The sequence below is a fragment of the Draconibacterium orientale genome, assembly GCF_900111425.1.
Lineage (GTDB): Bacteria > Bacteroidota > Bacteroidia > Bacteroidales > Prolixibacteraceae > Draconibacterium > Draconibacterium orientale.
Genome location: NZ_FOHT01000066.1, coordinates 1 through 7321, shown reverse-complemented (window position 1 = coordinate 7321; position 7321 = coordinate 1). Strand labels below are relative to the sequence as shown.

Sequence of the window (7321 nt, the reverse complement as noted above, 5' to 3'; positions counted from 1 at the left end):
GCAGGAGTTGACAAACCGCAAACATTGTGACCGCCCGAACAGGCTTTTGTACGGGCTCTTATGAGCTTAACGCAGCCCCACCAAACAACAAAGCACAGTCAGCCCGCTTAAAAAGAGTGGGGCGTAAAACCCACCATACCAATATTTTAAAGAACAAGTTCGCATACTAACGATAACCCCCAAACGCTGCACCATAACGGTTGGTGTATGAAGCGTTGGGCATTTCGAAGCACTTTCCTGTCAAACCGATACAACGTTGATTAAGTGTAGCGACCTTAAAATTTGCACTATTGGCCCAATGATTTATACACTTTGTTGTGCCTTCGTTGTTTATTTTTCCGTCCGTGCGATAGGACAGATACACTCTTTGCCAAGTTTCGGTTTGTGTGGCGGCAGGAGCGACTTGGCAATGTGTGTAGATGTGAAGGGTTGGATTATTCATTCTCAAAATATTTGTTAACATAGTCAAATGGAATTTTTTCTTGTTCCAGTCGCCAGTTGTTTAATTTCAAAATGTCATATAATTGCTTCTCTTTGTCTGTTAGGTTTAATTGTGCAGATATGCCAGAGGGAGTACCATTATCATTTTCAAAGAATTTGTCAAATGTATGTCTATCCATTAAAATACTTTTAGTCTGTGGAAAGTAGCCCCTAAACTGCGATAAAATCTCAAAACCTTGAACATCTATATCTCCCCAGTATAGCAATTCTTTATCCTCAAGCCAAGAAACATTCTTAAGATTTGAAACACTAAAACCACTTCCAAATATGGCTATCGCTTTTTCTAATTTGGGAAGAGTCAGTGTAGTATAAAAAGTTGTTTTATTTTCAGAAACAATTACCTTTTCAACTGGTAAATCAAGTGCTTCAAATTGACTTTTTGGTATAGCAACATCATCAATTCCCAAAAAGAATTTTCGACTAATTTCTCTGTCAAGTATCTTGAACCGTACTTGCGGCTCTGCATATTTCAGATTAAATCTTTTTTCAAATTGCTTTTCTTCCTTATTAATATGTTCAGAAATTAAAATGTCAAGCAAATCTTTGATGACACTTTGATTTCGTTCAATAAATTTTGTATGAATATTTATTGGTAGCTCCCTTATGAACAAATTTGGATTTGGATTTTGTGTGAAATATTGACACACTTTCAAAATGCTTTCCCATTCCGTTTGGTTTTGAATAATCCTTATTGGATTTTTAATTATCCATTCCTTAAGTTCTGGAAATGTTTTTATGATTTTGATAATGCTTTCACGGAATAATTCGACTTCTTTTTCCCTTTTTAAGAACTTCAAAAAATCAATTTCAGTATCAAAATAAATAGAAGTCGGCAAATCTTGTGTACCTAAATATTTTGTCTTTACTTGTTGAAATTCTAAGGTGTAACCAAATCCTTTTTTCTCTTTGGATTGGGTGATAATTAGTTGTATTTCTTTTTCAAATTCAGGTAATGACGATTTTGTATATGTTTTGTCACCTCGAATTACGAGTTTCTCAAAAGGCGTGTTGAGAACTAATGATTGAAGAAATGAAACATATTTTCTTTCAGCTTTTTTCTTTATTTCTGGTGGGGTAATCATTTGTATATGTAATTCGCTTTTTCTTCTTTGAATTGTTCAATAGGCATATCATATAACCAGGAATGTCTTTCTTCTTTACGTTCTACAAAATGCACGAATGAAATATCGTCTTCTACAATGTGAATATTGTCACTTGGCGTCACAACCAACAATTGTAAATGAAGTTGTTTACACAATGTGACCAAATATCGGGCTCTGTCTTCGTCTTGTGACTTAAATGCTTCATCAATTGCAATAAACCGAAACGAATTACTTTGTAAGCCTTCTTTTGTTAATCCAAATTGATAGGCAATGGCCGAACCTAAAATCGTGTAAGTAAGTTGCGCTTTTTCACCACCAGAGAGCTGCCCCATATTTTCGTAAGTCTTGAATTTGGCATTGGTTTCTTTGTAAAATTCTTCGGCTTTGTAATTGAACCATGAACGAACATCCATAACTTTTTTGCGCCATTCTTCTTTATCTAATTTTTTTATAAATGGGTGAATGTGATTATTGAAATGATACTCTCTACCGTCAATATTTTTTTCCATTTGATAAACATTCGGAACGGCTTCATCCAAAAGTTTTCTAAATTCCTTTACTTCATCACTGATTTTATTAGGTGCAACAAGTTGAATGTATGTTTTAGGATTATTTTTAAAATCTATTTCCTTCAAAGAATCGTTTAAATGTTTGATGTTTTCTTTGATTGAATCTGACCAGTTTTCAAAAAACATTCTAAAGTCACCCACTTTGATGGTAACGGTTTCTTGTAAATAATCGTTGAATTTCTTTTCAAATTTCGGAAGATTATCTTTTTCCAATCTCACCAAAAACTTCTGATACTCATTAATGAAGTCTAAATTTGTTGAATCAGGCAGAGAACTTACATCAGACCGCCAATCTTTAAACTTGTTTGTGATTTCTTCTGGCGGTTGTTTAAAAGCATTGATTTTAATTACAACTTCTCTTTCGTTTTGCTGCTTTTCTCCTTCAAGTTTTGAAATTTCTTCCGTGTTATTCTTCTGAAATTTTTCGCGAGTTGTTTCAAAGCTGTTGTAATCAATAACCATTAAGTCTGAATATTTTGCTTCAAAATCGGAAACTTCAATATTCCCCAATGGCTCAAAAACAGCTTTGTTGCTATTTACAGTTTTAGTGACGGACTCAATTTCTGTTTGCTTTTTACCTTTCTCAATAACTTTATTCTCAATATTAATTTCTGAAAGTTGTTTTAAATCTGCCTGAACTTTTTCTAATTGCTCCTGTAACTTCTTTACTCGGTCATTAGTTTTTTCTAATTCATCCTTTTGCTCTGTTTTCTCCTGTATTTGATTGGCATAGGTTTGCCAATCAATATCATCATATTTCACAAATACAGAAAACAGATTATGACATTCGTCTTTGTAGAGTCCTAAATCTTTTATCTCGGCATTTTTATTTGTAATCGCTGTTTTATTTTCAGTTTGTTGATTTTGTAAAGTGATTAATTCCTTTTTCAAGACTGCAATTTTTTCTTTGTTATCCCAACCCAGAACATAGTTTTCTTTTCTTGAAATTTGTGGACGGTCATCTTTTTCGTGTTTACCTTTCCTGAATTTTATTAACCCGTTTTGCGTCAATGCCATTTCAGAGTAGCGTTCAAACTCAATAAGGTTATCAACACAAACAAAATCAAACTGAGCCTCTAAGTAGTTCTCAATCCATTCCTCATATTGTGTTTTAGGCTTAATTTCAATTTTGTTGATTAAGGATTTTTCATTGATGTTCTTGTGCCTAAGATTCTTGAGATAATCCTGTTCTTCGTATTTATCGTATCGAATTCGTCCTCGCAAATTGTTGTTGTTTACATACTTGTTTACTTCAGAATAATACTTTGGAGGAACAATCAATCTTAATGCAAAATTGTGAAGCACTTTTTCAATGGAAGGTTCCCAAGCTAATTCATCATCTTTTACTTTGATAAGCTCACCAATAAAAGGGATTTCTTCTTTTTTCGCTCCAATGTATTCAATTAGCTCTTCTCGTATTTCAGCTACCCGACCTGCAATATTGTTTTTATTCTTTTGAAGCGTTTGAATGGTTTTTACTAAATCATTAGTCGATGTTTCAAAATCGTCGGCTTTGTTCTTCAACAAACGAAGATTTTCACTTTCAACTTCAATTTTTTGCTGTGTGCCTTGTTTTAATTGCTTTGCTTTTTCTCGGTTTTCAGCAAATGTTTCTTCCCTTGGATTAGCACTCAATTCTATGCTTTGAGCAATTTTGTTATAATCGTCAAGTTTATCACTCCTTAATTTTTTGCTTTTTTCTAATCTCGAAATTTCTGTTTTGAGCTTTTCAATTTGATTGCCAACTTCATCTGACTTTATTTGAACAGTTAAATCCGTTTCCTGATTCTTTAAGTCGGTTTCTTGACTCCTTAGCTCAGTTAGTTCATCATTTAGCTGTAATAATTCAATTTTACAATTTTCAAGTTCCTTTTCTCCTAATTCAAAACCTTTTCTTGCAAACCAATAGACAGCTGTTTCTTTTGATTTCTCTAATTGTTGTAAATTCTCTTTAATTCTATTTAGTTGGGTTGCAATTTCATTAATAGGAGTGAGTTGTGCGATTTGCTCTTTGGCTTTTTCGATATTGGTTTTTGCATCCATTAAAGTCAAAAAACTTTCTTTGAGTTGGATGAATTCTGTTTCAGCATCTTGTTCCTCCAACATATTTGTTCTGATAAACTCGTCTAAGTCTTCTAAAACTTTTACACCCACTACCTGATTGAATAAACTCAAGGCTTTCACGGTGCGCATCCCGAATAGTTTTGATATTCTTTCGGCATAAGCCGTTGGACCTTCTATAAATTCAATTTTCTTTTTTGAACTGTTTGCATTGTAGGTTTTATCTAATCGTCTTTTCCACAGTCCTTTTGCGTCAAACTGACTGAAATCTTTTTCAATTTCAAGTGGAATGTGGGCAATCCCAAATTGTCTTCTCAACTCGTTATTCGAAAACCATCGAACCTGAAATATTGTAATTTGTTTTTGGTCTGTGTTTTTGAAATGAGCAAGAATTACGGAGTAGGTATTCGTATCACGCAGTTTTTGTGTAGAAGTAGAGCTTTTCCCTTCTTCTTGAATATTTCCGTAATGTCCCAGCACATATGTTTCTTCTGTTCGGTCACCTTTTTTTTCAACACCTGATGATTGATTATAGAAACGGTCTCTTTTTGCAGGAACTATCAAAGTAAGCAAAGCATCTATATAAGTACTTTTCCCCGATGCGTTGGCACCGGTTAATAATGAATTATTCCCTTGTGGGTTTATCCTGAAAACTTTCTTGTCAAATGTTCCCCAATTAAACACTTCCATATATTGAAGTCTGAAACCCGCTGTGTCAGAACTTGTGCTAAACAGACTCAACATATTCCTGTAGTTTTATTTTAAAATCCTGTAATATATCCAGTGTTATCTTTTCTTTGATAATTCGATGAATTTGGTATTTCGTTTCGTTGTCTTTCTTGCCTATTTCCTTCAAATAGCCTAATTCTACAGCCTTTTTAATGTAACTTTCCAAATCTTTCTGAAATTTCAACTTATTATAGCCTTCCTGTAGAAACAGTTCCAATTCATCCTTGATTTCTGTATCTGTTATGAATTTTTCCGTTGCCAATTGTGTTGGATTACTATCAAATTCCTCTAAACTTTGTCGTAAAACAACAAGTACGATTGAGGTTTCAAATCCGATTTGTCGTCGTGTTACCAAACCGAGAGTTTTACCTTCGTTGTCTTCAAATTGTTTGACAAAAGCAAATCCATCATCTTTTTTTAAAATAAGTTCCAATCCAATTTGGCTAATGTATTCCTGAATTTCATTTTGATAAAGAATTAAATCTTCCCATTCATTTGAATTGCGGTCAATAACACCTTTGAGCAATTTTACTATTGCTTTGCTGTATGGCTTTATATTTTGTTCTAAACTATTCATTTGGTTAATATAATTTCTGGAATTTTAATCTGTTTTTTGTTTTCAACATCAAATGCAACATTCTGGGTTTTTTCGAGATTGATTGAATGTTTAAATTCTTTTACAATGCCAATGTATCCAAACAGTTCAGGCAAACCTTTTTCAAGTCCACCATAATTCTCAATCACATCTAAAAGCGTTGTTTGAGATTTTTCTTTAAGTATACTTTTTATCCTTTTTCTCAGCAATTCTTTGTCAATATTTGATTGAGAAAATAATTTGTTTAAATGATTGGAAGAAGTGATGTCTTCGTTTGCAACTTGCGGTTTGTCCGTATAACTAATTTCTTCTTTTTGTTCTAAGGTTAGTTTTCTTTCGAATAAAATATTGATTTCAGTTTCGGTTTCCAACTCAAATGAAATGTCTGGTTTTAGCTTTTTCTTTGTCTTGCTGATTTCTACAAGTTGTTTTTTTATTTCTTGGATAATTTTTTTAGTTGCTTCTGATTTTGAACTCTCACTTTCACGAATTATACGGCTCAATTTTTCTGCCATTTTATCATTCGCTTTATATACTTTTTGTCCAGAGCCGTGAAGATGTTTTTTCATCCCTTTTAGGAATGGGTCGTTAACAGGAATTGATTTTTCCTCTAATGTTTTGTATAATTCTCTAGTCAGACTTTCCCATCTGTTTTGTAATTCTGGATTTAAAATGAAAGACCAAAAAGCATAAAAACTTTTTCCTTGTTGACTTTCTTTTAAAGCTTCAAGTGCATCGAAAGTAAATTCCAATATGTCGCTTTTTGTTAAACTGCCGTCTGCGTGTTTTTGATAAATACCTTTGGTTATTTCTTTGAAATTATCTTCGACTTCCTTAAAGTCTGACAACAGTTCTTTGGCCGATTGATTAAGTTGGTTGAAGCGCGGAACAATTTCAAATTCTTCGAACACTTTTACATCTTCTCCAATTTTTATTCGTTGAATTTGTTGTTCAATCTCCAATTTCTTTTCTTCTAATAACTCAATTCGTTTTTCAGCATCTTCATTGGTAAATTCAACCAACTCTTTCAATTGATTAAAAATATTGTTAAACTTTGATTCAGTGCCAATAAACTCTTCTTTTTTCAAACTTGCCAACCAATCTATGGCTTTACTTGAATTAGCAGATAATTCATAGAATACTTCGCCTTGTTCATCAGGATAATTGGCCAAGAAGCCTTTGTTTGTCCAATTTAAAATGTACTTTTTTGCTTTCTCTTCGTAGGTGTCAAAAGCATTGATTTCGCTTTCATCATCATTTTCAATCTGCTTGTATTCCAGGAAATCAGCTAATTGATTATGAATATTTTCAGTAGAAATTGAGCTTTGTTCGTTTGAGAATGTATTTAGCAAAAACTCAATAATCATTTCTCTGTTTCTTAAACGTAGCAATTCAACGCTTGGTGAAGTGTTTAGTATTTCTAATATTTTTGAACTTTCTGTCATTCGTTTTTAATTCTTTTAGCGTTGGCAAAGATTAAAGCTCTTTTGGTTTTTTCTTTGGTTATGAGTGTCGGCAAAAAACCAAATGTGCTTTAATGTGCGTTGGCTGTCTTTTTTTTCACAATGAGGCACAACGGTCACTTGTAAGTTGTCGTTGCGGATTTCGGAGCTCGTTCCTGTCCGACAGGACTGAACTGCGATGCGAGAATCCAGCGTACGACACCGTACGAACCCCGCAATGCAATTTACAATTTGTTAGTAGCTGGGTTTTATCTTTTCTATTTTCTCCACTCTTTTCTGCCATTATCATTCATTGAAATA

Annotated in this window: 4 protein-coding genes; all 4 read right to left on the bottom strand. The window is 33.2% G+C overall.

Annotated elements, in window-relative coordinates:
* Positions 1-434: 434 nt before the first annotated feature.
* From BMW53_RS20270 to BMW53_RS20255, 4 genes are read right to left on the bottom strand one after another with little or no spacing between them, the layout of a single operon-like run.
* Positions 435-1583, bottom strand: a complete 1149-nt coding sequence (locus BMW53_RS20270) for a Wadjet anti-phage system protein JetD domain-containing protein (RefSeq protein ID WP_038555812.1) — start codon at positions 1581-1583, stop codon at positions 435-437.
* Positions 1580-4978, bottom strand: a complete 3399-nt coding sequence (locus tag BMW53_RS20265) for an ATP-binding protein (RefSeq protein WP_074781159.1) — start codon at positions 4976-4978, stop codon at positions 1580-1582. Before BMW53_RS20265 ends, BMW53_RS20270 begins: the two co-directional genes overlap by 4 nt.
* Entirely contained in the window at positions 4962-5540 is a 579-nt protein-coding gene (locus BMW53_RS20260) for a DUF4194 domain-containing protein (RefSeq protein WP_038555810.1), read from the bottom strand. The genes BMW53_RS20265 and BMW53_RS20260 overlap by 17 nt, the downstream gene beginning before the upstream one ends.
* The gene (locus tag BMW53_RS20255; protein ID WP_038555808.1) at positions 5537-7003 is read right to left on the bottom strand and encodes a DUF3375 domain-containing protein; all 1467 of its coding nucleotides are present in this window, start codon (positions 7001-7003) and stop codon (positions 5537-5539) included. The genes BMW53_RS20260 and BMW53_RS20255 overlap by 4 nt, the downstream gene beginning before the upstream one ends.
* Between the last annotated feature and the right edge of the window lie 318 nt (positions 7004-7321).

Coding starts and splice junctions, on each gene's coding strand:
- BMW53_RS20270 (WP_038555812.1), bottom strand. CDS start 1,583: ATGATTACCCCACCAGAAATAAAGAAAAAAGCTGAAAGAAAATATGTT.
- BMW53_RS20265 (WP_074781159.1), bottom strand. CDS start 4,978: ATGTTGAGTCTGTTTAGCACAAGTTCTGACACAGCGGGTTTCAGACTT.
- BMW53_RS20260 (WP_038555810.1), bottom strand. CDS start 5,540: ATGAATAGTTTAGAACAAAATATAAAGCCATACAGCAAAGCAATAGTA.
- BMW53_RS20255 (WP_038555808.1), bottom strand. CDS start 7,003: ATGACAGAAAGTTCAAAAATATTAGAAATACTAAACACTTCACCAAGC.